The organism is Mycobacterium europaeum (genome assembly GCF_034555895.2).
Taxonomy (GTDB): Bacteria; Actinomycetota; Actinomycetes; order Mycobacteriales; family Mycobacteriaceae; genus Mycobacterium; species Mycobacterium europaeum.
Genome location: NZ_CP157315.1, coordinates 4,202,534 through 4,226,063 on the forward strand (window position 1 = coordinate 4,202,534; position 23,530 = coordinate 4,226,063).

A 23,530-nucleotide genomic window follows, 5' to 3' on the forward strand; every position below is an offset into this window, starting at 1 on the left:
TCTGTCGACCCTTGGGCCGATCGGGGTCGCGCCGTGACGTTCCCCCGGTCGAAGTCGTACGGTGGACATACATTCTGCGTCCAGAACGACACGGCCAATAAGGGGTGAGCATGTCTCGTCATCGCGTCGTCATCATCGGAAGTGGGTTCGGTGGCCTGAACGCCGCGAAGGCACTGAAACGCGCCGACGTCGACGTCACCCTGGTCTCGAAGACCACGACCCACCTGTTCCAGCCGTTGTTGTACCAGGTCGCCACCGGCATCCTGTCCGAAGGCGACATCGCCCCGACCACCCGGCTGATCCTGCGTCGGCAGAAGAACGTCCGGGTGCTGTGGGGGGAGGTCACCGACATCGACCTGACCGCCAAGACCGTGACGTCGCACCTGATGGGCATGGAGACGGTGACGCCGTTCGACAGCCTCATCGTGGCCGCCGGCGCCCAGCAGTCCTACTTCGGCAACGACCAGTACGCCGCCTTTGCGCCCGGCATGAAGAGCGTCGACGACGCCCTCGAGCTGCGGGCCCGCATCCTCGGCGCGTTCGAGGCCGCCGAGGTCGCCACCGACCCCGAGGAACGGCGGCGCCGGCTGACGTTCGTCGTCGTGGGCGCCGGGCCGACGGGCGTCGAGCTGGCCGGCGAGATCGTCCAGCTCGCCGAGCGCACCCTGGCCGGGGCGTTCCGGACCATCACTCCCAGCGAATGCCGGGTCATCCTGCTCGACGCGGCGCCGGCGGTGTTGCCGCCGATGGGCGAGAACCTGGGCCTCAAGGCGCAACGCCGGCTGGAGAAGATGGACGTCGAGATCCAGCTCAACGCGATGGTGACCGCGGTGGACTACATGGGCATCACGGTCAAGGACTCCGACGGCACCGAGCGGCGCATCGAGTGCGCCTGCAAGGTGTGGGCGGCCGGCGTGCAGGCCAGCGGCCTGGGCAAGATGCTGGCCGAGCAGTCCGACGGCACCGAGACCGACCGCGCCGGGCGGGTGATCGTCGAGCCGGACCTCACCGTCAAGGGCCACCCCTACGTGTTCGTCGTCGGCGACCTGATGTCCGTGCCCGGGGTGCCGGGAATGGCCCAGGGCGCGATCCAGGGAGCGCACTACGTCAGCGCGCTGATCAAGGACGCGGTGAAGGGCCACGACGACCCGGCCAACCGCAAACCGTTCAAGTACTTCGACAAGGGCAGCATGGCCCTCATCTCGCGGTACAGCGCCGTCGCGAAGGTCGGCAAGCTGGAGTTCGGCGGTTTCATCGCCTGGCTGGCGTGGCTGCTGCTGCACCTGTACTACCTGATCGGCCACCGCAACCGCATCGCCGCGATGTTCGCCTGGGGCATCTCCTTTTTGGGGCGCAGCCGCGGCCAGATGGCCATCACCAGCCAGATGATGTACGCCCGCCCGGTGGTCGACTGGGTGGAGCGGCAAGCGCAGGAGGGCACGCTGGCCGCGGCCGAACGCATCGAAGCGGCCGAGAAGCAGGCCGGCTAGCTCAGCGCCCGGTCGAGGTCGGCGATCAGGTCGTCGGTGCCCTCGAGCCCGACGGAGATGCGGACCACGTTGTCGCCGAGGCCGATCGCCGCGCGACCCTCCGGGCCCATCGCGCGGTGGGTGGTGGTGGCGGGATGTGTGACAAGGGATTTGGCGTCGCCCAGGTTGTTGGAGATGTCGATCAGCCGCAGCTTGTCCAGCACCTCGAAGGCCCGCTGTTTGGCCTTGTCGTCCGGGCAGTCCAGCGCGAAGGTGATCACCGTGCCGCCGCCGGACATCTGGCGCTTGGCCAGGTCGTATTGCGGGTGCGACGGCAGATACGGGTAGCGCACCCAACTCACCGCGGGATGGGTCTCCAAGAATTCCGCGATGCGGTGCGCCGAGGAATTGCTGTGCTGGACCCGGATGGCCAGCGTCTCAAGGCCTTTCACCAATACCCAGGCGTTGAACGCGCTCATCGCCGGTCCGGTGTGCCGCATCAGCTTCTGCACCGGGCCGTCGATGTACTCCTTGTCGCCGAGGATCGCGCCGCCCAGCACCCGGCCCTGACCGTCGATGTGCTTGGTGCCCGAGTACACCACCACGTCGACGCCCAGCGGGAGGCCCTGCTGCAGCAGCGGCGTGGCGAAGACGTTGTCCAGCACCACCTTTGCCCCCGCGGTGTGCGCGAGCTCGACCACCGCGGCGATGTCCACCAGGGACTGCATCGGGTTCGACGGGGTCTCGAAGAACACGGCCTGGGTGGGGACGGACAGCGCCCGCTCCCACTGCGCCAGGTCGTCGCCGTCGACGAAGACGGTCTCGACACCCCAGCGCGGCAGGATCTCGCTGCACACCACGAAGCAGGACCCGAACAGGCTGCGCGAGGCGACCAGCCGGTCCCCGGCGGCCAGCAGCGCGCCCAGCGAGGTGAACACCGCCGCCATCCCGCTCGCGGTGGCGAACGCCGCGGGCGCGCCCTCGATGAGGCGCAGCCGCTCCTCGAACATGGTCACGGTCGGGTTGCCGTACCGCGAGTACACGAAGTGGTCCAGCTCGCCGGTGAACGAGCGCTCCGCGACGGCCGCCGAGGAGTAGACGTAGCCGGACGTCAAGAACATCGCCTCGGCGGTCTCGTCGAACTGCGACCGCAGCAGCCCGCCGCGCACGCCGATGGTGGCCGGGCTCACGCCGTCGGGCAGCGCCTTGGCCGCGCGGACGGGGTCGCCCGGCGGCGAGCTCACAGCTGCTTCCAGGGCAATCCGATGGCGCGCCAGCCGGACTCTCCGGCGGCGGCCGCGTGCCCTTCAAACCCTTCCAGCACGTTGTAGGCCGGGGTGATGCCGGCCCGGGTGGCGGCCTCGGCCGCGCCGATGGAGCGGTTGCCCGAGCGGCACAGGAAGACCACCGGCCGATCGGCCTCGGTGTCGGGGACGCGGTCGCGGAGCTCGTCGGTGAAGTTGGCGTTGAGCCTGCCGTCGGAGGTGTTCCATTCGATGAACACCGCCTCGCGGCCCAGGCTGGACAGGTCGGGCACGCCGACGAACCGCCATTCGGCGTCGGTGCGCACGTCGACCAGCACCGCATCGGGGTTGTCGCTGAGCAGCTGCCATGCCTGCTGGGGCGTGATGTCTCCGGCGTAGGGGCCCGGGCGCTCTGTGCTCATGACCCCGAATCGTAACGAGGTGACCGCGCCGGGGGATAACTCAGTGCGCGGGGTCGCGCGCGGCCAGCCGGCTGGCGACCTCACGGGCGCGGTCGCGGGCCGCCGCCACCTCGGGGGCCGTCGCCAACGCCTGGAACCCCCGCCCGACGACGCGCAGGTCGCTCTCCGGCACGCTCAGCGCCCGGACCAGCGCGGCCGCCGGAGCGTCGGCGCGCTCCACCCGGTGCGCCGCGCCCGGCGAAATCATCATGGTGTCCACCGGCAGGCCCAGGACGGCGCGGGCCTGCAGCTCGAACGCCGACAGCCGCTGGCTGCGCACCGTCGCCCAGACGCTGTCGGCGGGGCCGGGCGCGACGTCGGCGAAGTACACCTCGTCGCCGTTGACCATCAACTCGACGGCGAACACGCCGCGCCCGCCGAGCGCCTTGACGATGCGCGCGGCAATCGACTTGGCGGCGTCCATCGCCGCCGGGCTCATCTTCTGCGGTTGCCACGACTCCAGCCCGTCGTCATGGCCGCCGCGATGGCCGATGGGCGAGCAGAACTCGATCACCGGCCCGTGCGGCCCGTCGCTGCGGACCGCCAGCAAGGTGACGTAGAACTCGACCTCGACCACGGTTTCGGCCAGCACGCGGTGCTGTTCGCCCGGGCCTGAAGTGGCGCGCTGCCAGGCCGGCGCGATGTCGTCGGGCCCCGACGCCACCGACTGCCCCCGCCCGGCGGCCGCATGCGCCGGGCGCACCAGCAGCGGGTAACCGGCGTGGGCGCCCACCGCCTCGAGTTCCGCGACGGAGCCGACGAACCAGAACGGCGCCGTGGGCAGCCCCAGCTCGTCGGCGGCCAGCCGGCGCAGGCCCTCGCGATCGCCGGTGAGCCGCACGGCGCGGGCGCTGGGCACCAACTGGGTGTGCGCGTCCTCGAGGGCCTCGAGCGCCCGGGGCGCGACCGCGTCGGTGGCGGTGACGACGACGTCGGGCCGCAGCCCCCGGACCGCGGCGGCCAGCTCGTCGGCGCCGGTCATCGGGACCACCAGCGCCTGATCGGCCACCCCGTGCGCGGGCGCGTCCGCGCGCTCGTCGACGGCGATCACCCGAGCGCCCAGGCGCCGCAGGGCGATCGCCAGTTCCCGGCTGAGCTCACCGGCACCCAGCAACACCACCCGGGGCCCGGCGGCGGCCCGGTCGGCCGGGGCTTGCGGGGGCACGGCGAGCACCGTCGTCCTGTCGTCTTGTCCTTGGGTCGGGCCGTCAGTCACCGCTCAAGGATAGGTCGGCGGCGCGGGTGGCAGGCCCGAGCGCGCTAGGGCTGACCCGGCAGCAGCCGCACCATCAGCCCGTTTGCCTCGGCCAGGACCGCGTCGGCGCCGTCGAGCAGTTCCGCGGCCACGAACGCCTTGCGGCCCTCGGTGCTCGTGACGCGGCCGCGCACCACCAGCGGCGCGTCGATCGGGGTGACCTTGCGGTAGTCCACGTGCAGGAAGGCCGTCCGGCTGATCGGCCGCCCCGCGGCGTGCGAAATCATGCCGAACATGTGGTCGAACAGCAGCGGCAGCACGCCGCCGTGCACGGCGTGGTTTCCGCCGACGTGAAACCGGCTGAAGTGCCCGGTCATCTCGACCCCGTCCGGCGCGTAGCGGGTCAGCGTCCACGGCGGCAGCAACAGGCTGCCCATGCCGGGCAGGTCGGGTGTGCGCCCGGCCGGCGCCTTGCCCTCGTCGGCCTCGAACGGGGTGAGCAGCCGCACCAGGGCGGCGGCGCGGTCGGCCGCGTCGTCCCACACATCGTCGCCGGGGTCGGCGGACACGGCGAGGTCCTGTAGCGCGCGCATGGCCGCGACGAAGCGGCCGAATCCGGGGCCGGGGCTGGCCGGTCCGTATTCGGGAAAGCCGCCGTGGTGGTCGTATTCGGGATCGAGCTGTTTGGGATCCGGCTCCGTCACGGGCGGGCCGCCAGGACGTCGCGGCGCACGATCGTCTGTTCCCGTCCCGGGCCGACGCCGATGCACGAAACATGAGCGCCCGCAAGCTCTTCCAGCCGCAGCACGTAGTCGCGCGCCTTGGCGGGCAGGTCGTCGAATTCGCGCGCCGTCGAGATGTCCTCCCACCAGCCCGGCAGCTCCTCGTAGATCGGCTCGGCGCGGTGCAGGTCGGTCTGCGTCATCGGCATGTCGTTGGTGCGCTCGCCGTCGATCCGGTAACCGACGCAGATCGGGACCGTTTCCAGGCTGGACAGCACGTCGAGCTTGGTCAGGAAGAAGTCGGTGATGCCGTTGACCCGCGTGGCGTAGCGGGCGACGACGGCGTCGAACCAGCCGCAGCGGCGCCGCCGCCCGGTGGTGACGCCGAACTCGCCGCCGGTCTTGGACAGGTATTCGCCGTTCTCGTCGAACAGCTCGGTGGGGAACGGCCCGGAGCCCACCCGGGTGGTGTAGGCCTTGAGGATCCCGAGCACGGTGGTGATGCGGGTGGGGCCGATGCCCGACCCGACCGCGGCGCCGCCGGCGGTCGGATTCGACGACGTCACATAGGGATACGTGCCGTGGTCGACGTCGAGCAGGGTGCCCTGCGAACCCTCCAGCAGCACCGTTTCGCCGGTCTCGAGCGCGGCGTTGAGCAGCCGCCGGGTGTCGCGGATGCGGTGGCGGAAGCCCTCCGCCTGCTCCAGGAGGGACTCGACGACCTGCTGCGGGTCCAGCGCCTTGCGGTTGTAGATCTTGACCAGGATCTGGTTCTTCAGCTCGAGTGCGGCCTCGACCTTGTGGGTCAGCTGCTCGGGGTCGAGCACGTCGGCGACCCGGATGCCCTGGCGGGCGATCTTGTCCTGGTAGCACGGCCCGATGCCGCGGCCGGTGGTGCCGATCTTCTTGTTGCCCATGTAGCGCTCGGTGACCTTGTCGATGGCCACGTGGTAGGGCAACAGCAGGTGGGCGTCGGCGGAGATCAGCAGCTTGGTGGTGTCCACGCCGCGGTCCTCGAGGCCCTTGAGCTCGTCGAGCAGCACCCCGGGGTCGACCACCACCCCGTTGCCGATGACGTTGGTGACGCCGGGGGTCAGCACCCCCGAGGGGATCAGGTGCAGCGCGAAGTTCTCGCCGCTGGGCAGGACGACGGTGTGGCCGGCGTTGTTGCCCCCCTGATAGCGCACCACCCACTGCACGCGCCCACCGAGCAGGTCAGTGGCCTTACCTTTGCCCTCGTCGCCCCATTGGGCGCCGATGAGGACGATTGCCGGCATGACTCGCTCCCGCCTGCTTACTGTGGTTCGACTGGCAACGCGCCGTATCTTGCGGCGCTGCAACGGTTTGCGGCATCACCCGGTGGCTCGAGCTGCCCACCCGCACCAGCGCCTCGGTTGACCACTGCGGGACCGTGCGCGTAGCTGGAGGCATCTTTGCTTGCCGCGCTCACGTGGCGATCCTAAACGTCGGGTGGCGACGTACCTGCGCCAAGGGCCGTTTGACCCCGACTCGTGTCCCGGGTCGGGCCCGGCTCACGGCGTCGCGGGCGGTTTAGCCGCGCATACCCCGCTGGCGGTCGGCTCGTCCAACATCAGGCACAGGGGCTGCCTGGGGTCGCGGCCGGTCCTCTTGGCGGCCCAGCCCGGCCACACCGGTTTCCCGTTCCAGCTGACCAGCCTCCAGCCATCGTGCGGGTTGCCCTGGATCACGACGATGCCGGCGTTGGGCAGCGGGTCGAAGAGCAGGAGCAGCGGATCGGGGTTCTTGACGGTCATCATCGTCCCGACACCGATCGCGAACTCGCTGGAGAACGCCACTTCGGTGATCGTGCCGCCCGCGGTCCGGACCGGGTTCGTCATGGCGTTGCCGTACATCATCTGCAGGGTGCCGTTGAAGCGGCCCGCGTCGGTCACCGCGTTGCCGTACATCGTTTGCAGCGCGCCGTTGAAGCGGTTGTGGAATTCGAACCCGTTGGTGTCGGCGGAGCCCGGGGCCAGCATCGGCACGATGCGCAGCCCCAGCAGCCACGCCACCGGGCCCAGCAGGTATACCAGCCCCGCGAGGCTGAACTGCGGTCGGCCGTTGAAAATGCCGGCGTCGATCTCGTTGAGGCCGGGCAGTGCCTGGACGTTCATCCCCAGCGTGGCCGCCAGCGGCGCCGCGGTCTGCTGCGTCCTGATCAACTGCGACGCGAAGATCCCGGCGAACGGGGCCTGGGCGGCGAGCACGTTGCCGACGTTCTGCGCCTGCTGCTGGCCGAGCGCAGTGAGTAGCGTTCCGGGCACCGCCGTGTCGATCACGCGCGCCGCGTTGGCCTCCGACTGCCCATGGCGCACCAGGTCGATCACGATCGATTCGTCGGCCGAGGCCGTCGCCGGCCCGACGCACAGCAGGACAGCCGAAAGCGCCACCGCGCCAACACGGCGGAGTTGCTTGGTCAACAATGGACGCGCGTGGGGCCGGTACCGGAGACGGGCGGCGCGGCTCGCGCGGTTGAGAAGACGGCGATGAGGCGGCGAATGGCAGTTCTCCGTTCTGTTGGCCACCCATTCGTTGACCCCGTGGCAGGAGTAAAGTATCCGGCTGTTACCGTGCGGCGGCGCAACAACTTTCGTAGTCCGAAACCATGTTGTGACTGTGTCGTGACGACGAGATCATGGCGCGCCCAAACGGTCTGGCCGCCCAGCAGCCGAGAAGTGTTGGGTGACAAGGGTATCTATCCGGCTTTGATGGGATGACGGGTGAGGCAAGAAGATCGCGCCGTAGCGGTGTTGCTGTTCGGCGATCGTCGTGCGCCGCGCTCGTTGACCGGTTCGCCCCTGCGCCGCGTCGTCGATGTGGCCGACGTGGACGCCGCGATCGGGCCGCACCGACGGCTGGTGGTGGTCGGCGGCGACGCCGACCTGGCGACCGTGCTGACCCGGCTGCTGCGCGCCGGCCGGCTCGACGTGGAGGTGGCCTACGTGCCGCGCCGCCGCACGCGAGCGAGCCGCGTCTACCGCCTGCCCGCCGGGCGGCAGGCGGCGCGGCGCGCCCGGCGGGGGGCCGCCCGGCGGGTGACCCTGGTCCGCGACGAGACCGGGTCGGTGGTCGTCGGGCGGGCCGGCTGGGTGCCCGCGCAGGGGCCGCTCCTGCACGGCGAGGCGGTCGTCGACGACACCACGTTGTTCGACGGCGACGCCCCCGCCGTCGACATCGAGCCGACGCTGGCCGTGCCGGGCCTGCGCGCCCGCGTGCCGACGGGCTGGCGCCGCTGGGTGGCCGGGCGCGCGGTCCAGCTGGGCAGCACCGGCGTCACCGTGGTGCGCGATGGCGTGCCCGCGCCGCGCCCGGCGCGCCGGTCGTCGTTCTACCGCAACGTCGAAGGCTGGTTGGCGGTCCGCTAGTTTCGACCGGTGAGCCTGCCCGCCCGGCGTGAATCGGTGCGCCCCAGTCCCATCTTCCTGGCCCTGCTGGCCCTGACGGCGACCGGCGGCGTGCTGGCGTGGCTGGCGGGCAGCACCGTGCGGCCCCTGGCGTACTTCGGGGTGTTCACCTTCGTCATCGCCGGCTGGCTGGTGTCGCTGTGCCTGCATGAATTCGGCCACGCCGTGACCGCTTGGCGATTCGGCGACCACGACGCCGCCGTGCGCGGGTACCTGACGCTGGATCCGCGCCGCTACAGCCATCCGGCGCTGTCGCTCCTGCTGCCGATGGTGGTCATCGCGCTGGGCGGGATCGGCCTGCCCGGCGCCGCGGTGTACGTGCGGACCTGGTTCATGACGCCGCGCCGGCGCACCATGGTCAGCCTGGCGGGCCCGGCGGCCAACCTGGTGCTGGCGGTGCTGCTGCTGGCGCTGACGCGGCTGTTCTACGACCCGTTCCACCAGGTGCTGTGGGCCGGGGTGGCGTTCCTGGGGTTCCTGCAGCTGACGGCGGTGGTGCTGAACGTGCTGCCCATCCCGGGCCTGGACGGCTACGACGCCCTGGAACCGCACCTGAGCCCCGAGACGCAGCGCGCGGTGGCGCCGGCCAAACAGTGGGGCTTCGTCATCGTGCTGTTCCTGCTGTTGCCGGCCAGCCACTGGTTCTTCCAGCTGGTGCTCTGGCTGTTCGAGTTCTCCGGGGTCCAGCCCTGGCTGGTGTCCGCGGGCAACCTGCTGACCCGGTTCTGGAGCCGCTGGATCTGACCCTTGCCATATATGCGTGGATCCGCATATATTGCACGCCATGGGTGCCGGTCACAACCACAGTCCCGCCGAGACCGACGGGTCCAGGCTGATTCCCCGCATGATCGCCGCCGCCGCGATACTGGCGGCGTTTTTCGTGGTGGAGCTGACCACCTCGTTGCTGATCAACTCCATCGCGCTGCTGGCCGACGCCGGGCACATGCTGACCGACGTCGTCGCCGTCTTCATGGGCCTGGCCGCGGTGACGCTGGCCCGCCGGGGCAGCTCGTCGCCGTCGCGGACCTACGGCTGGCACCGGGCCGAGGTGTTCACCGCGGTCGCCAACGCGGGGCTGCTGATGGGCGTCGCCCTGTTCATCCTCTGGGAGGCGATCCAGCGGCTCCGGGAGACGCCGTCGATCCCCGGCGTGCCGATGATCGTGGTCGCGCTGGCGGGGCTGCTGGCCAACCTGGTGGTCGCGCTGCTGCTGCGGTCCCACTCGGGGCAGAGCCTGGCGGTCAAGGGCGCCTACATGGAGGTGGTCGCCGACAGCGTCGGCAGCCTGGGCGTGCTGATCGCCGGTGTGGTGACCGTGACGACGCACTGGCCCTACGCCGACGTGGTGGTCGCCGTGCTCGTCGCGCTGTGGGTGCTGCCGCGGGCGATCTCGCTGGCCCGCGACGCGTTGCGCATCCTCTCCGAATCGTCACCGACCCACATCGACGTCGAGGAGCTGCGCTCCGCGCTGGGCGCCCTCGACGGCGTGACCGAGGTGCACGACCTGCATGTCTGGACGCTGTCGCCCGGCAAGGACATGTGCACCGCGCACCTGCGCAGCGACGGCGACTCCGCCCGGGTGCTGCAGGACGCCCGGGCGGTGCTGTCGGCCCGCGGGCTGGAACACGCCACCGTCCAGATCGACACCCCGGGCGACACGGGGTGTTCGGAGACCTTCTAGAGCCCCAGCGCCGGGCGCGCCGCGGGGTCGCAATCGTCGAGCAGGTCCAGGCAGCGCTGGTACTCGTCGGACTCGCCGATCGTGTCGGCGGCCCGGGCCAGCGCCGCCACGCAGCGCAGGAACCCGCGGTTGGGCTCGTGCACATACGGGACCGGGCCGAAACCCTTCCAGCCGTTTCGCCGCAGCTGGTCCAGGCCCCGGTGATAGCCGGTGCGGGCGTAGGCGTAAGCGGTGATGGCCTGGTCGTCGGCCAGCGCCTGCTCGGCCAGCGCCGCCCAGGCCACCGACGCCGACGGGTGCGCGGCGGCGACGATCCCGGGCTTCTCGCCGGCGAGCAGTTCCGCCTCGGCGTCGGGATCGCCCGGCAGCAGGGTCGGTTCGGGTCCCAGAAGGTCTCGCATCGGCGTCATGGCTCTTATACTCCCAGCCGCCCCTTTTCCCGGGGCCGCCGGACCTCGACGATCACCCCATCCAGGGGCGATGGTCGCTAAGCTCTCCAACTAGCCCACCCGATAGCGGAGGACAGCTGTACTCATGCCCCAGCCACCCGAGCCCGACCGCGGCGGCACGCCGAATCCGCGCGGGCACGAATGGGCCGCGTCGTCAGGCGAGGACGCGACCGAGAGCGTCCCGCTGGTACCGAGCGACTCCGAGACCGAGACCGTGGTGATCAGACCCGAATCGGGCGGCGATCCGGTGGATCCCGCCGACGACCCGGACGGCGCGCAGCGCGAACGGCGCTTCACCGCGCCGGGTTTCGACGCGAAAGAGACCACGGTGATCGCCACCACGCCGGAGCCCGCCACCGAGGTCTTCGCCTCGCCGCCACAGGGCATGCCCGCACAGCCCGGCCTGCATCCCAAACCCGCTGTGCCGCAGTCGATCCCGCCGCGCCTCGGCGCGAAGCTGCGCACCTCCCGGCAGTTCAACTGGGGCTGGGTGCTGGCGCTGGTGCTGATCGTTTTGGCGCTGGCCGCGATCGCGATCCTGGGCACCGTGCTGCTCACCCGCGGCAAGCACACGAAAGTGTCGCAGGAGGACCAGGTTCGGACCACCATCCAGAGCTTCGACACCGCGATCCAGAAGGGCGACCTGACCACGCTGCGCACCATCACCTGCGGCACCACCCGCGACGACTATGCGGACTACGACGAGCACCAGTGGGACGAGACCTACCGTCGCGTCTCGGCGGCCAAGCAGTATCCGGTGATCGCCAGCATCGACCAGGTGGTGGTCAACGGCCAGCACGCCGAGGCCAACGTCACCACGTTCATGGCCTACGACCCGTCGCTGCGCTCGACACGCAGCCTGGACCTGCAGTACCGCGACGACCAGTGGAAGATCTGCCAGTCGGCCAGCGGCTAACTCGATTCCCGCGCCGAGTGTGAAGCTAGCTTCACGTTGGGCGCCGAATGTGAAGCTAGCTTCACACTCGAGCGGTTCGGCATGTGCTCCTCCTGGCGAGCGGCCCATCCGGTATCGCAACACCGGTATGTTGAACCATCGTGAGCACCACGGTGACGGCCCTGCCCCACATCTTCGACCCGATGTACTGGCTGGGCGCCGACGGCGTCTTCGGGTCCGCGGTGCTGCCCGGCATCCTGCTCATCGTCTTCATCGAGACCGGCCTGCTGTTCCCGCTGCTGCCCGGCGAATCGCTGCTGTTCACCGGCGGTCTGCTGGCCGCGCACCCCAACCCGCCGGCCAGCATCTGGGTGCTGGCCCCGGCCGTGGCCACCGTGGCGATCCTGGGCGACCAAACCGGGTATTTCATCGGCCGGCGGATCGGGCCTGCGCTGTTCAAGAAGGAAGACTCCCGGTTCTTCAAGAAGCACTACGTGACCGAGTCGCACGCCTTCTTCGAGAAATACGGGCCGTGGGCGATCATCCTGGCGCGGTTCGCGCCGTTCGTGCGGACGTACGTCCCGGTGGTCGCCGGGGTGTCCTACATGCGCTACCCGGTGTACCTGGGCTTCGACATTGTCGGCGGCATCCTGTGGGGCGGCGGCGTCACGCTGGCCGGCTACTTCCTGGGCTCCGTGCCGTTCGTACACCACAACCTGCAGAAGATCCTGCTGGCCATCCTGGTCATCTCCCTGATGCCGGCGTTGATCGCGGCCTGGCGGACCTACCGGGGCCGGCGGCATGTGGCGGCCGAGCCCGACAAGCACCCCGAGCGGCTGACGGCACCCGAGTAGCCGGCGGTGTTCGGCTCAGATCGCGACGTTGAAATCGCAGCCGGTTTTGGCGCGGACCTCCTCGACCGTCACCCCGGGATGCAGTTCGGTCAGCGTCAGCCCCTGTCCCGGCTCGACGTCGAAAACGCACAGGTTGGTGATGATCATGTCGACCACGCCCTTGCCGGTCAGCGGCAGCGAGCATTGCCGCAGGATCTTGGGGCTGCCGTCTTTGGCGGTGTGGTCCATGGTCACGATCACCCGCTTGACACCCGACACCAGGTCCATCGCACCGCCCGGCCCCTTGACCATCTTGCCCGGCACCATCCAGTTGGCCAGGTCGCCGTTCTCCGCGACCTCCAGGGCGCCCAGGATGGAAAGGTCGATGTGGCCACCGCGGATCATCGCGAACGAATCGGCGCTGCTGAAGAAGCTGGATCCGGGGAGGGTGGTGATGGTCTGCTTCCCCGCGTTGATGAGATCGGGGTCGACGGCGTCCTCGCTCGGGTAGGCCCCGATGCCGAGTAGGCCGTTCTCGGATTGCAGCGTGACGCTGATGTCGTCGGGAATGAAGTTGGCCACCAACGTCGGAATCCCGATCCCCAGGTTGACGTAGTAGCCGTCCCGCAACTCCCGGGCGGCGCGTTGGGCCATCCGCTCGCGGATGGGGCTGTCGTGCTTGAGCGCGGCGCCGCCGCTGGTGGTGCGGAACTCGATGCGCTTCTCGTAGTCGGTGCCCTGGATGATCCGGTCCACGTAGATGCCGGGGGTATGGATCAGGTCAGGGTCGAGCTCGCCGACCTCGACCAGCTCTTCCACCTCGGCGACCGTCACGGCGCCGCAGGTGGCGATCATCGGGTTGAAGTTGCGCGCGGTCTTGCGGTAGACGAGGTTGCCGGCCTTGTCGCCCTTCCAGGCTTTGACGAGCGCCACGTCGGCCCGGATGCCCTCTTCCAGAACGTATTCGGTGCCGTCGAAGACCCGGGTGTCCTTGCCTTCAGCGAGATTGGTTCCGTAGGCCGTGCGGGTGTAGAAGCCGGGGATGCCGGCGCCGCCGGCGCGCAACTTCTCCGCGAGCGTGCCCTGCGGCGTCAGCACCAGGTCCAGCTCGCCGGCCAAGACCTGGCGCTCGAATTCCTTGTTCTCGCCGACATAGGAGGCGATGACCTTCCGCACCTGCCTGCCCTTGAGCAGCAGACCCATCCCGAAATCGTCCACTCCGGCGTTGTTTCCGACGATGGTGAGGTCCTTGATGCCGCTGTCGACCAGCGCCTGGATCAGCTTCTCCGGAATGCCGCACAGACCGAAACCGCCGGACGCGACGGTGATGCCGTCGTGCAGCAGCCCGTGCAGAGCCGACTCGGCGTCGGGGTGGACTTTACTCACTGAGCGCTCCTGTCCTGGTGCGACGGTTCGGCGGTGACGTTACAGGCGGCCTCCATCAGCATCCACGCCGACAGCTGCACCGACAGGTCCCGTTCGGCGACCTCGGAACTGTTCACCGCGCCGTCGACGGACCGGGCCTCCTCGCCGGCCCGGGTGGGCAGCTGCGCGTCGCGGTCCCAGAACGGCCCGAACAGCGGCAGCCCGTCCACGGTTTGCCGGTAGTCCCACGCCGACTTCGCGCTGGCCAGCACGATCCGGCGCGCGGTCTCGCGGGCGGCGGCGTCCTCGGCCGAATCGCCCGGCAGGGTGGTGGCCACCAGCGCGAGGTAGCGCGCGGTGATGCCGGCGAACAGGCCGCCGTCCCCGCCGCCGGCGCCGGCCAGCACGCCCGCCGGGGCCATGTGCTCGCCGACGGCCGCGACCAGCCGGTGCACCCGGGGCGCGTGTCGGTCGTCATGGGTGCGCGCCGCGAGTTCGGTTTCCAGCCCGAGCACCACGCCCTGGCAATAGGTGTACTGGGCGCGGACCAGGGAGCCGGCCTTGATGCCGTCGAACACCAGGTGCGTCTCCGGGTCGATCAGGGTCTCGTCGATCCAGTCGGCCATCTGCTGGGCGCGCCGCATCCGGTCGGAGTAGCGGGCCAGGAAGATCCCGGCCGGGCCGTTGGCCGGGGCGTTGAAGAACTGCTCCCCCTTGCGCCACGGGATGCCGCCGCCGTCCTCGGGCACCCAGGCGTCGAGGAACTGCTCGGCCAGCTTGGGCAGGGCGCGGTGGCGCTCGACGCCCGCGATGCGGGCGGCGCGTTCCAGCGCCAGCGCCAGCCACGCCATGTCGTCGTAGTAGTTGTTGGTCCAGCGGAAGTTGTTGCGCAGCCGGTGCGAGCGGACCTGCCGGTTGATGCTGGTGTGCCGCTGCGGTTGCGGGTCACGCAGCTGCGCGTCGACCAGGCAGTCCAGCAGGTGCGCCTGCCACCAGTAGTGCCACGTCCCGAACGACGAGTCGCGCCGCGTCGGCGGCCAGGCCACCACGCCCAGCTGGGTCCCGGGCAGCCCCCACAGGCGTTTCAGGTGTCGTTGCGCGACAGCGGCTTCGGCGCTGGCCGCCCGGTTGGCCCATAGCTGATCCATAGTCCCCGATCCTGCCTCATACTGAAATATGCGCTACCGGCAAACCATTTCGGGGACCACGCACACCTTCTCCGGCCTGGTCGACGTGATGGCGAAGGCGACGCCGGTGCGCTCCGGCGACCAGCTCGCGGGGTGCGCCGCCGGTTCTGACGCCGAACGGGCCGCGGCCGCCTGGGTGCTGGCCGACCTGCCGCTGGCGACGTTCCTCACCGAGGCGGTCGTGCCGTACGAGACCGACGAGGTCACCCGGCTGATCATCGACGGTCACGATCGCGGGGCGTTCGGACCGATCGCGGGCCTGACCGTGGGCGGCTTCCGCGACTGGCTGCTGGACGCCGCCTGCCGCGACGACGCCGCGGCGCGGATCGCCGCGGTCTCCCCCGGGCTGACACCGGAAATGGTTGCGGCGGTGTCGAAGATCATGCGCAACCAGGACTTGATCCTGGTGGCCGCCGCGGCCACGGCCACCGCGGCCTTCCGGACCACGATCGGATTGCCGGGCACGCTGGCGACCCGCCTGCAGCCCAACCACCCCACCGACGACCCGCGCGGGATCGCCGCGGCGGTGCTCGACGGCCTGTTGATGGGCTGCGGTGACGCGGTGATCGGCGTCAACCCCGCGACCGACTCGCCGCAGGCGGCGGCGGACCTGTTGCACCTGCTCGACGACATTCGCCAGCGGTTCGCGATTCCGGTCCAGTCGTGCGTGCTGTGCCACGTCACGACCACGATGGAGCTGATCGACCGGGGCGCGCCGGTCGACCTGGTCTTCCAGTCGATCGGCGGCACCGAGGGCGCCAATGCGTCGTTCGGGACGTCCGTCGCGATGTTGACCGAGGCCAACGAGGCCGCCCGGTCGTTGCGCCGCGGCACCGTCGGCGACAACGTCATGTACCTGGAGACGGGTCAGGGCGCGGCCCTGTCGGCCGGGGCCCACCTGGGGGTGGGCAACCAGCCGGTCGATCAGCAGACGCTGGAGGTGCGCGCCTACGGGGTGGCCCGCGCGCTGCAGCCGCTGCTGATCGACACCGTCGTCGGCTTCATCGGCCCGGAGTACCTCTACGACGGCAAGCAGATCATCCGCGCCGGGCTCGAGGACAACTTCTGCGGCAAACTGCTCGGCCTGCCGATGGGCGTCGACGTGTGCTACACCAACCACGCCGAGGCCGACCAGGACGACATGGACACGCTGCTCACCCTGCTGGGCGCGGCGGGCACCGCGTTCGTGATCACGGTGCCCGGCGCCGACGACATCATGCTGGGCTATCAGAGCCTGTCGTTTCACGACGCGCTGTACGTGCGAAAAGCGTTGGGGCTGCGGCCCGCACCCGAATTCGAGGCCTGGCTGGCCGGCCTGGGCATGGCCGACGCCGCCGGCCGGATCCTTCCCGTCGACCTCTCGACGTCGCCGCTGCGCGCGCTGGCGGGGGGCTGATGAGCGACCTGTGGGCGCCCCTGCGGGCCACCACGCAGGCGCGCATCGGGCTCGGGCGGGCAGGAAACTCGCTGCCGACCCGACGCCTGCTGGAGTTCCAGGCCGCGCACGCCGCGGCCCGCGACGCCGTCCACGAGCCGCTCGACGTCGACGCGCTCACGGTGCGGCTGCGCGACATCGGCGCCGGACTCGGCGAGCCGCTGCGGGTGTGCAGCCGGGCGGCCTCGCGCGCCGAGTACCTGCGCCGGCCCGACCTCGGTCGCAGCCCGGCCGACCTGTCCGGCCTGCCGCACACCGGGGCGGACATCGGGATCGTCCTGGCCGACGGGCTCTCGCCGCGGGCGTTGACCGATCACGCCGCCGGCACGGTCGGCGCGCTGGTCCGCGAATTCGGCGGCCGCTACCGGATCGCGCCGCCGGTCATCGCCACCCAGGCGCGCGTCGCGCTGGGCGACCACATCGGCCAGGCCCTGGGCGTCACCACGGTTCTCGTGCTCATCGGCGAGCGCCCGGGCCTGTCGGTGGCCGACAGCCTGGGCATCTACCTGACGCACCGGCCGGCGCCGGGGCTCACCGACGCCGACCGCAACTGCGTGTCCAACATCCACCCGCCCGACGGCCTCGACTACGCGGCGGCGGCCGCGGTCACCGCCGCGCTGGTGGCCGCGGCCCGCAAGCTCGGCCGCTCGGGTGTCGTCCTCAAGGACACAACGCGAGCAGCAATTGGCGTAGCCCGGCCAGCGAATGCGCTGGCAGGAATAGATCGCAGTACGGCAGGGCCGCGGCCATCGAGCCGGCCAGCGGCTGGAACTCCTGCTGCGCCGCACGCGGATTGAGCCACACCACCACCTCGGCGCGGCGCCGCAGCCGTTCCATCGCGTGCGCGAGCGCATCGGGCGCAGCGCTGTCCCAGCCGTCCGAGGCGATGATCACCACGGCGCCGCGCAGCGCGTTGCCGTGCGGCGGGGCCAGGAGGGCGGCCACGCTGCGTCCGATGAAGGTGCCGCCGTAGCGGTCGGTGACTTTGGCGTTGGCCCGTTGCAGCGCCACCTCGGCCGACTGGTGCGACAGCACCGGGGTGAGCCGGGTCAGCGACGTCGAGAACGCGAAGACCTCGGCGCGGGTTTGCGCCTGGCGCGACACCGCCCGCATCAAGTGCAGATACACCGCGGCATAGGGCTGCATCGAGCGGCTCACGTCGCAGACCAAGACGATTCGCCGGGGCTTGCGGCGGGGTCGCGCGCGGGCCAGCAGCACCGATTCCCAGCCGGTCTTGCGCGACGCGTTCATGGTGGCCCGCAGGTCGATTCGCTTGCCGGCGTGGCTGGGCTCGAATCGCAGGGTGCGCCGCTGCGGCCAACGCGCGACGGTCGCCTCCAGCCAGCTGCCGAGCAGGCGAAGGTCTTGCGCGTCGAAGCGGTCGAAGGGTTCGTCGGCCAGGGCGGCGATCCGGCTGGGCAGCACGTCCGGCAGCCGCAGGCTCGAGCCCGCGGTGTCGTCGGCGGCCGCCACCGCCCGCGTCGCCCACGGCAGCTTGTGGACGGAAGCAGACCCACTGGCGGCCGACCGCGGCGTGCCGGCCGCGGGCGTTTTGGGGCCGGGCAGCGGCAGGGGGGGCTCCGGGCGGCCGGTGCCGTCGGGTTGGGCCGCGCCGAAGACCGCCGCGAAGAGCGCGTCGAAGGCGCCGAGATCCTCCATCCGGTTGACCAACGTCAGCCGGGCCGCCCAATACAGGGCCTTCGTGTTGTCCGGCGCCAGCATGCGCAGCGCCTGCACGAAGCTCGCGGGGCCGCTGGCCGACACCAGCACTCCCGCACCGCGCAGCCGCGCGACCAGTGCCGCCGCGAACGCCGCCAGATCGACGCCCCGCAACAACACGGGAGTGCCCACGGGCGCTAACGCCTCCGGCCGAGCAACCAGCCCAGCACCAGCCCGACGAGCACGGCCAGCAGCAGCGGGGCGTACTTCTTGAGCTGATCTCCCCCGGCGAGCTCGAGGAGATCGATGGGCTCGGGCTCGGCGGCGGGGGCGGCGTGGCGCGGCTCCGGGACGCGCCCGACCTGCGGGGGGCCTTCCGGGGTGGCCGGCGCCGCCCCCGATTCGGCGGCCAGCTTGGCTTCGAGCGACTCCACGAACTGCCCCAGCAGCTTCTCCGACACCTGCTGCAGCATGCCGCTGCCGAACTGGGCCAGCTTGCCGACGATCTTCAGATCGGTGTCAACGGAGACGCTGGTCTTATCGCCGTCCGGCTGTAGCTGGGCGGTGACCGTCGCGGCCGCGTTGCCGGTGCCGCGCGTCTCCTTGCCCTTGGCGTCGATGACCGCGCGGTACTGGCCGCGGTCCTGCTCGACGAAGCGCACCTTGCCGCTGAACTCGCTGGTCACCGGCCCCACCTTGACCTTGACCTTGCCGGAGTAGTCCTCGCCCTCGTGGCCGGTGAGCTGCGCGCCAGGCATCAGCGGGATCACCTGCTCCAGGTCGCACAGCACGTCCCACGCCTGGTCGATCGGCGCGCTGACGGTGAACCGGTTGGCGATCTTCATGCTGCGGGTCCTCTCACGTAAGGCGGCATTGCGCAAAACTCTTGTACGCGTCGCGAATCAGCGTACGGTCGTCCGGCGTCTTGGCCAGCGCCCCCAGGGTCATCAGTGCGGCCGGGTCCACCAGGTCCGCGACCCCGAGCGAGACCAGCGCGGCGACCCAGTCGATGGTCTCGGCCACCCCGGGCGGCTTGTCCAGGTCGAGATCGCGTGCGCTGCCGACGAATTGGGTGACGTGCTCGATCAGCGGGGTGGCGGCGCCCGGCACCGTCCGGCGCACGATCGCGGCCGCCCGGGAGGCCTCCGGGTAGTCGATCCAGTGGTAAAGGCAGCGGCGGCGCAACGCGTCGTGCAAGTCGCGGCTGCGGTTGGAGGTGAGCACCGCGATGGGTGGCCGCTCGGCGACGAAGGTGCCCAGCTCGGGGACGGTGACGGCGGCTTCGCCGAGGAACTCCAGCAGCAGCGCCTCGAATTCGTCGTCGGCCCGATCGATCTCGTCGATCAGCAGCACCGGTGGGCTGGGGCCGCGGTGCCGCACACAGCGCAGGATGGGCCGGTCAACGAGGTAGGCCTCGGTGTACAGATCGGCCTCGTCGAGCGCGTCCCCGCGGGCCTCGGCCAGCCGGATGGATAGCAACTGGCGCTGGTAGTTCCAGTCGTAGAGGGCCTCGTTCGCCGTCAGGCCCTCATAGCACTGCAGCCGGACCAACGGTGTATCCAACACCGCCGCAAGGGTTTTCGCCGCGGTGGTCTTGCCGACGCCCGGCTCGCCTTCCAGCAGTAACGGCCGGCCCAGCGTGACTGCCAGATAGATGGCGGATGCGGTCCCGGTGTCGAGCAGGTAGTCCCGCGCATCGAACCGGGCGATCACGTCACCGACGTCGCTGAACACCGCCGGCGTCATGCGCCGGCTTTCCCCGCGAACGCCGTGCGGCATCCGGGGCCGCAGAACCAGTAGTCGGTGCCGGCCAGCCGCAGATGCTCGGCGGCGGGGCCGATCGGCACGGTCATGCCGCAGACCGGGTCGACGGCCTCGTGGCGGCCGCACTCGGCCACCACCGCGCGGCCCAGGCCGCCGCGCACGCCGGCGACGAGTTCGGCGGCGATGGACACGGCGATCTCCGCCGGGGTCTTGGCGCCGATGTCCAGTCCGACCGGTGTGTGTATGCGGGCCCGTTCGGCGTCGGACGGTTCGACTGCGTTGAGGATCGCGGCGCCGCGTATCTTGCCGGCCACCAAGCCGATATACCCGACGCCGTTGTCCAGTGCGGTCCGGATGATTTCGGCTTCCGGGCCGCCATGGCTGGCGATCACTATGGCGGTTGCCAAGACGGTGGCGTCGGCCATGTGTGCGTCGCGATCGACTTCATAACCCAGCACACCGCAGATCTGCGCCAAGGCGTCGGCGATCGGCGTCGCGCCGTAGATCCGGATCAGCGGGGCAGGCAGTTGCGGCGCCAGGAAGATCTCCAGCGACCCGCCGGACAGGCACGGGTTGACGACCACGCACGCCCCGGGCGCCTCGGGGAAGTGCACGTCGCCGTCGGGCAGCACCCGCAGCAGCACGCTTTCGTTCGTCTGCAGCGCGCCCAGCGCCGCCTTGCGCACGGAGTTCTGCGCGCACTGGCCGCCGACGAAACCCTCGATCGTGCCGTCCGCCAACAGGATCGCCTCGTCGCCGGGGTAGGCCGAGGTGGGCGGCTGGGCGCGCACCACGGTCGCGTGCACGAACGGTGTGCGCGCGGCCAGCAGTTGCTGGGCCCTTTCGCTGATGACGCTCATCAGATCGGGGGCCTCGCTCTGCCCTGCATGGCCTCCCACACCCGCGACGGCGTCAGCGGCATGTCGGCGTGGCGAACCCCGAACGGCGCCAGCGCATCCACCACCGCGTTCACCACGGCGGGCGGGGACCCGACGGTGGCCGACTCGCCGATCCCCTTCGCACCGATCGGGTGGTGCGGCGACGGCGTCACGGTGTGCCCGGTCTCCAGGTGCGGCACCTCCATGGCGGTCGGGATCAGGTAGTCCATCAGCGAGCCGCCCAGGCAGTTGCCGTCGTCGTCGAAGGCGATCCACTCCATCAGTGCCATCCCGATGCCGTCGACGATGCCGCCGTGCACCTGCCCCTCGATGATCATCGGGTTGATCCGGGTGCCGCAGTCGTCGACGGCCAGGAAGCGCCGCACCTTGACCACAGCGGTGCCCGGATCGACGTCCACCACGCAGAAATACGCGCCGTAGGGATAGGTGAGGTTCGAGGGGTTGTAGCAGACCTCGGCGTCCAGGCCGCCCTCGATGCCCTCGGGCAGGTCGCCGGCCCCGTGCGCGCGCATGGCGATGTCGGCGATCGTCACCGACGCCGACGGGTCGCCCTTGACTCTGAACGTGCCCTTCTCCCACTCCAGGTCGGCGACCGAGACCTCGAGCATGCCCGAGGCGATGATCTTCGCCTTGTCGCGGACCTTGCGGGCCACCAGCGCCGCGGCCGCGCCCGAGACCGGCGTCGAGCGGCTGCCGTAGGTGCCCAGCCCGAACGGGGTCTGGTCGGTGTCGCCGTGCACGACATCGATGTCGTCGGGCGGGATGCCCAGCTCCTCGGCGACGATCTGGGCGAACGTCGTCTCGTGGCCCTGCCCCTGGCTCTGGACGGACAGCCGCACCACGGCCTTGCCGGTCGGGTGCACGCGCAGCTCGCAGCCGTCGGCCATGCCGAGGCCGAGGATGTCCATGTCCTTGCGCGGGCCGGCGCCGACGGCCTCGGTGAAGAACGACATCCCGATGCCCATCAGCTCGCCGCGGGCGCGGCGCTCCTGCTGCTCGGCGCGCAGCGCGTCGTAACCGACCATGTCCATGGCCTTGCGCAGCGTGGTCTCGTAGTCACCCGAGTCGTACACCCAGCCGGTCTTGGTGGTGTACGGGAACTGGTCGGGGCGCAACAGGTTTCGCAGCCGCAGCTCGGCGGGGTCCATCTTGAGCTCGTAGGCCAGGCAGTCCACCAGCCGCTCCACCAGGTACACCGCCTCGGTGATCCGGAACGAGCACGCGTAGGCCACCCCGCCGGGCGCCTTGTTGGTGTACACCCCGGTCACCCGCGAGTACGCCGCCTCCAGGTCGTAGCTGCCGGTGAACACCCCGTAGAACCCGGCCGGGTACTTCGTCGGGGCGGCCTGGCCGTTGAACGCGCCGTGGTCGGCCAGCACATTCGACCGCACCGCCAGGATTTTGCCGTCCTTGGTGGCCGCGATCTCGCCGACCATGATGTAGTCGCGCGCGAAGCTGGTCGAGGTCAGGTTCTCGCTGCGGTCCTCCATCCACTTGACCGGCTTGCCCAGCACCAGCGAGGCCACGATCGCGCACACGTAGCCGGGATAGATCGGCACCTTGTTGCCGAAGCCGCCGCCCACGTCGGGGGAGATCACCCGGATCTTGTGTTCGGGCAGGCCGGCCACCAGCGCGTACAGGGTGCGGTGGGCGTGCGGCGCCTGCGAGGTGGTCCACAGGGTCAGCTTGCCGGTGACCGGGTCCAAATCCGCGACCGCGCCACAGGTTTCCATCGGGGCGGGATGCACGCGCGGATAGACCATCTCCTGCTTGACGACCACGTCGGCCGTCGCGAACACCGCCTCGGTGGCGGCGGCGTCGCCGGTCTCCCAGTCGAAGATGTGGTTGTCCTTTTTGCCGTCGAGGTCGGTGCGGATGACGGGCGCGGACGGATCGAGCGCGGTGCGCACGTCGATGACGGGATCCAGGGGGTCGTAGTCGACGTCGATGAGCTCCAGGGCGTCGCGCGCCGAATAGCGGTCCTCGGCGACGACGAACGCCACCTCCTGGCCCTGGAAGCGGACCTTGTCGGTGGCCAGCACGGCCTGCACGTCGTTGGACAGCGTCGGCATCCAGGCCAGGCCCTTCTCGGCCAGGTCCGCGCCCGTCACCACCGCCTTGACCTTCGGATGGGCCAGGGCCGCGGTCACGTCGATGCCGACGATGCGGGCGTGCGCATACGGCGAGCGCAGGATGGCCAGGTGCAGCATGCCCGGCAGCGCGACGTCGTCGACGTAGGTGCCGCGCCCACGGATGAAGCGGGGATCCTCCTTGCGCAGCATTCGGCCGTGGCCGCAGGGCTTTTGGTCGTTGTCGGCCGTGTCTTCGGGTGAGGGGGGCCGTGATTCGATCGTGGTCATGAGGTGGCCTCCGCAGTTTGGGATGCCGCGCCGTTCTTGGCGGCCCATTGGATCGAGCGCACGATCGTGGTGTATCCGGTGCACCGGCAGATCTGACCGGAGATCGCCTCGCGGATGGTTTTCTCGTCGGGATCGGGGTCGCGGTCGAGCAGCGCGCGGGCGGTGATCATCATTCCCGGTGTGCAGAAACCGCACTGCAACCCGTGACAGCGCATGAACCCTTCCTGCACCGGGTCGAGTCGGCCGTTCACGGCCAACCCTTCCACGGTTCGCACGGTGTGCCCGGAGGCCATCACGGCCAGCATCGTGCAGGACTTCACCGGCACGCCGTCGACGTCGACCACGCACGTCCCGCAATTGCTGGTGTCGCAGCCCCAGTGAGTTCCGGTGAGCCGCAGCTGATCCCGCAGGAAATGCACCAGCAGCATCCGGGGTTCGACATCGGCGCTCACCTGCTCGCCGTTGACCGTCATGTTCACCTGCATGG

The 23,530-nt window shown here is 70.5% G+C and carries 21 protein-coding genes and 2 pseudogenes; 8 read left to right on the top strand and 15 right to left on the bottom strand.

Annotated features, from left to right (window positions below; genetic code table 11):
- Positions 1–110: 110 nt before the first annotated feature.
- A complete protein-coding gene (locus tag U8D42_RS19375; protein WP_085240715.1) occupies positions 111–1,490 on the top strand; it encodes an NAD(P)/FAD-dependent oxidoreductase in 1,380 nt (459 codons plus the stop codon).
- Here U8D42_RS19375 and U8D42_RS19380 read toward each other — a convergent pair.
- From U8D42_RS19380 to U8D42_RS19405, 6 genes are all read right to left on the bottom strand, one after another.
- Entirely contained in the window at positions 1,487–2,713 is a 1,227-nt protein-coding gene (locus tag U8D42_RS19380) for an O-succinylhomoserine sulfhydrylase (protein ID WP_322858560.1), read from the bottom strand. The two genes, U8D42_RS19375 and U8D42_RS19380, sit on opposite strands and share 4 nt — an antisense overlap.
- Positions 2,710–3,135 carry a rhodanese-like domain-containing protein gene (locus U8D42_RS19385; RefSeq protein ID WP_085240713.1) on the bottom strand — a complete coding sequence of 142 codons (426 nt, stop codon included), beginning with the start codon at positions 3,133–3,135 and terminating at the stop codon, positions 2,710–2,712. The genes U8D42_RS19380 and U8D42_RS19385 overlap by 4 nt, the downstream gene beginning before the upstream one ends.
- Before the next feature lie 40 nt (positions 3,136–3,175).
- Entirely contained in the window at positions 3,176–4,390 is a 1,215-nt protein-coding gene (gene purT / locus U8D42_RS19390) for a formate-dependent phosphoribosylglycinamide formyltransferase (RefSeq protein ID WP_322858559.1), read from the bottom strand.
- A gap of 44 nt (positions 4,391–4,434) precedes the next feature.
- Positions 4,435–5,073 carry a PaaI family thioesterase gene (locus tag U8D42_RS19395; protein ID WP_085240711.1) on the bottom strand — a complete coding sequence of 213 codons (639 nt, stop codon included), beginning with the start codon at positions 5,071–5,073 and terminating at the stop codon, positions 4,435–4,437.
- Positions 5,070–6,368: an adenylosuccinate synthase gene (locus U8D42_RS19400; RefSeq protein ID WP_090420120.1), complete on the bottom strand. Its 1,299-nt coding sequence runs from the start codon at positions 6,366–6,368 to the stop codon at positions 5,070–5,072. Before U8D42_RS19400 ends, U8D42_RS19395 begins: the two co-directional genes overlap by 4 nt.
- A gap of 255 nt (positions 6,369–6,623) precedes the next feature.
- Complete coding sequence (locus U8D42_RS19405; RefSeq protein WP_431523883.1) at positions 6,624–7,502, bottom strand: histidine phosphatase family protein; 879 nt, start codon at positions 7,500–7,502, stop codon at positions 6,624–6,626.
- Between the two features lie 330 nt (positions 7,503–7,832).
- Here U8D42_RS19405 and U8D42_RS19410 point away from each other — a divergent pair, with 330 nt between their 5' ends.
- The 3 genes from U8D42_RS19410 to U8D42_RS19420 are packed head-to-tail and all read left to right on the top strand — an operon-like array spanning position 7,833 to position 10,197.
- Positions 7,833–8,477, top strand: a complete 645-nt coding sequence (locus U8D42_RS19410; RefSeq protein ID WP_431523793.1) for a peptidase M50 — start codon at positions 7,833–7,835, stop codon at positions 8,475–8,477.
- 9 nt (positions 8,478–8,486) lie between these two features.
- Positions 8,487–9,260 (top strand): site-2 protease family protein, encoded by a 774-nt coding sequence (locus tag U8D42_RS19415; RefSeq protein ID WP_085240707.1) that lies wholly within the window; start codon positions 8,487–8,489, stop codon positions 9,258–9,260.
- A gap of 40 nt (positions 9,261–9,300) precedes the next feature.
- Positions 9,301–10,197: a cation diffusion facilitator family transporter gene (locus tag U8D42_RS19420; RefSeq protein WP_322858557.1), complete on the top strand. Its 897-nt coding sequence runs from the start codon at positions 9,301–9,303 to the stop codon at positions 10,195–10,197.
- Here the strand turns inward: U8D42_RS19420 and U8D42_RS19425 are convergent.
- Positions 10,194–10,607 (bottom strand): DUF3151 domain-containing protein, encoded by a 414-nt coding sequence (locus U8D42_RS19425; RefSeq protein WP_322858556.1) that lies wholly within the window; start codon positions 10,605–10,607, stop codon positions 10,194–10,196. The genes U8D42_RS19420 and U8D42_RS19425 overlap by 4 nt on opposite strands.
- A gap of 124 nt (positions 10,608–10,731) precedes the next feature.
- Between U8D42_RS19425 and U8D42_RS19430 the strand changes: the two genes are divergently transcribed.
- Entirely contained in the window at positions 10,732–11,562 is an 831-nt protein-coding gene (locus tag U8D42_RS19430) for a hypothetical protein (RefSeq protein WP_322858555.1), read from the top strand.
- 140 nt (positions 11,563–11,702) lie between these two features.
- Complete coding sequence (locus U8D42_RS19435) at positions 11,703–12,395, top strand: DedA family protein (protein WP_085240704.1); 693 nt, start codon at positions 11,703–11,705, stop codon at positions 12,393–12,395.
- A 15-nt stretch (positions 12,396–12,410) separates the two neighbouring features.
- Here U8D42_RS19435 and U8D42_RS19440 read toward each other — a convergent pair whose 3' ends face one another.
- Both U8D42_RS19440 and U8D42_RS19445 read right to left on the bottom strand, forming a co-directional pair.
- Positions 12,411–13,760, bottom strand: coding sequence for a 3-oxoacid CoA-transferase (locus U8D42_RS19440; RefSeq protein WP_085240703.1), 1,350 nt, complete (start codon positions 13,758–13,760; stop codon positions 12,411–12,413).
- Complete coding sequence (locus U8D42_RS19445) at positions 13,757–14,887, bottom strand: glycoside hydrolase family 76 protein (RefSeq protein WP_085240702.1); 1,131 nt, start codon at positions 14,885–14,887, stop codon at positions 13,757–13,759. Before U8D42_RS19445 ends, U8D42_RS19440 begins: the two co-directional genes overlap by 4 nt.
- Positions 14,888–14,915: 28 nt before the next feature.
- Here U8D42_RS19445 and U8D42_RS19450 point away from each other — a divergent pair, with 28 nt between their 5' ends.
- Both U8D42_RS19450 and eutC read left to right on the top strand, forming a co-directional pair.
- A complete protein-coding gene (locus U8D42_RS19450; RefSeq protein ID WP_322858554.1) occupies positions 14,916–16,322 on the top strand; it encodes an ethanolamine ammonia-lyase subunit EutB in 1,407 nt (468 codons plus the stop codon).
- Positions 16,322–17,047 (top strand): annotated as a pseudogene (eutC, locus tag U8D42_RS19455) (ethanolamine ammonia-lyase subunit EutC); the annotation flags it as partial. The gene U8D42_RS19450 and the pseudogene eutC, both read left to right, overlap by 1 nt.
- Here the strand turns inward: eutC and U8D42_RS19460 are convergent.
- The 6 genes and pseudogenes from U8D42_RS19460 to U8D42_RS19485 all read right to left on the bottom strand — a co-directional run bounded on the left by U8D42_RS19460 (position 17,022) and on the right by U8D42_RS19485 (position 23,528).
- Entirely contained in the window at positions 17,022–18,212 is a 1,191-nt protein-coding gene (locus U8D42_RS19460) for a vWA domain-containing protein (RefSeq protein WP_322858553.1), read from the bottom strand. The pseudogene eutC and the gene U8D42_RS19460 overlap by 26 nt on opposite strands.
- Positions 18,213–18,217: 5 nt before the next feature.
- Entirely contained in the window at positions 18,218–18,865 is a 648-nt protein-coding gene (locus U8D42_RS19465; protein ID WP_085240698.1) for an SRPBCC family protein, read from the bottom strand.
- A gap of 13 nt (positions 18,866–18,878) precedes the next feature.
- A complete protein-coding gene (locus U8D42_RS19470; protein WP_322858552.1) occupies positions 18,879–19,766 on the bottom strand; it encodes an AAA family ATPase in 888 nt (295 codons plus the stop codon).
- A 143-nt stretch (positions 19,767–19,909) separates the two neighbouring features.
- Positions 19,910–20,644: pseudogene (locus tag U8D42_RS19475) on the bottom strand (XdhC family protein); the annotation flags it as partial.
- Positions 20,644–23,043, bottom strand: a complete 2,400-nt coding sequence (locus U8D42_RS19480; protein ID WP_322858550.1) for an aerobic carbon-monoxide dehydrogenase large subunit — start codon at positions 23,041–23,043, stop codon at positions 20,644–20,646. The gene U8D42_RS19480 and the pseudogene U8D42_RS19475, both read right to left, overlap by 1 nt.
- A complete protein-coding gene (locus tag U8D42_RS19485) occupies positions 23,040–23,528 on the bottom strand; it encodes a (2Fe-2S)-binding protein (protein WP_322858816.1) in 489 nt (162 codons plus the stop codon). Before U8D42_RS19485 ends, U8D42_RS19480 begins: the two co-directional genes overlap by 4 nt.
- Positions 23,529–23,530 lie beyond the last annotated feature (2 nt).